Origin of the sequence: Streptomyces abyssalis, from assembly GCF_001751365.1 — a bacterium.
GTDB classification, from domain to species: Bacteria; Actinomycetota; Actinomycetes; order Streptomycetales; family Streptomycetaceae; genus Streptomyces; species Streptomyces abyssalis.
The window spans coordinates 1-1,574 of the sequence record NZ_LJGT01000025.1 but is presented as its reverse complement, the minus strand read 5'-3'; the positions used below and the strand labels follow the sequence as shown (position 1 = coordinate 1,574).

Annotated in this window: 1 rRNA gene; it reads left to right on the top strand. The window is 57.0% G+C overall.

Going from position 1 to position 1,574, the window contains the following annotated elements:
* A 23S ribosomal RNA gene (locus tag AN215_RS00115) occupies positions 1-1,530 on the top strand; the annotation flags it as partial.
* Between the last annotated feature and the right edge of the window lie 44 nt (positions 1,531-1,574).

Genomic DNA, 1,574 nt, shown 5'->3' with positions numbered 1-1,574 from the left:
GGTGTGGTGGAGCCGGCGGTCCGAGTCTGTAGTAGGTGAGTGATGGGGTGACGCAGGAAGGTAGTCCAGCCCGGGCGGTGGTTGTCCCGGGGTAAGGGTGTAGGGCGTCATGCAGGTAAATCCGCATGGCACGAAGCCTGAGACCTGATGCCGAGCCGATTGTGGTGAAGTGGATGATCCTATGCTGTCGAGAAAAGCCTCTAGCGAGTGCTGTTGCGGCCCGTACCCTAAACCGACTCAGGTGGTCTGGTAGAGAATACCGAGGCGTTCGGGTGAACTATGGTTAAGGAACTCGGCAAAATGCCCCCGTAACTTCGGGAGAAGGGGGGCCACGGCCGGTGAAGAGTCTTGCACTCGGAGCTGGTGGTGGCCGCAGAGACCAGCGAGAAGCGACTGTTTACTAAAAACACAGGTCCGTGCGAAGCCGTAAGGCGATGTATACGGACTGACGCCTGCCCGGTGCTGGAACGTTAAGGGGACCGGTTAGTCACATTTCGGTGTGGCGAAGCTGAGAACTTAAGCGCCAGTAAACGGCGGTGGTAACTATAACCATCCTAAGGTAGCGAAATTCCTTGTCGGGTAAGTTCCGACCTGCACGAATGGCGTAACGACTTCTTGACTGTCTCAACCATAGGCCCGGTGAAATTGCACTACGAGTAAAGATGCTCGTTTCGCGCAGCAGGACGGAAAGACCCCGGGACCTTTACTACAGCTTGATATTGGTGTTCGGTTCGGTTTGTGTAGGATAGGTGGGAGACTGTGAAGCATTCGCGCCAGCGGGTGTGGAGTCGTTGTTGAAATACCACTCTGATCGTGCTGGATGTCTAACCTGGGTCCGTGATCCGGATCAGGGACAGTGTCTGGTGGGTAGTTTAACTGGGGCGGTTGCCTCCTAAAATGTAACGGAGGCGCCCAAAGGTTCCCTCAGCCTGGTTGGTCATCAGGTGGTGAGTGTAAGTGCACAAGGGAGCTTGACTGTGAGACTGACGGGTCGAGCAGGGACGAAAGTCGGGACTAGTGATCCGGCGGTGGCTTGTGGAAGCGCCGTCGCTCAACGGATAAAAGGTACCCCGGGGATAACAGGCTGATCTTCCCCAAGAGTCCATATCGACGGGATGGTTTGGCACCTCGATGTCGGCTCGTCGCATCCTGGGGCTGGAGTCGGTCCCAAGGGTTGGGCTGTTCGCCCATTAAAGCGGTACGCGAGCTGGGTTTAGAACGTCGTGAGACAGTTCGGTCCCTATCCGCTGCGCGCGTAGGAGTCTTGAGAAGGGCTGTCCCTAGTACGAGAGGACCGGGACGGACGGACCTCTGGTGTGCCAGTTGTTCTGCCAAGAGCATGGCTGGTTGGCTACGTTCGGGAGGGATAACCGCTGAAAGCATCTAAGCGGGAAGCCTGCTTCGAGATGAGGACTCCCACCCCCTGTGTGGGGTTAAGGCTCCCGGGAGATGACCGGGTTGATAGGCCGGATATGGAAGACCCGTGAGGGTTGGAGTTGACCGGTACTAATAAGCCGAGGGCTTGACCACACATGCTTCGCGTCCACTGTGCAGTATCTGAAACAACAACCCCC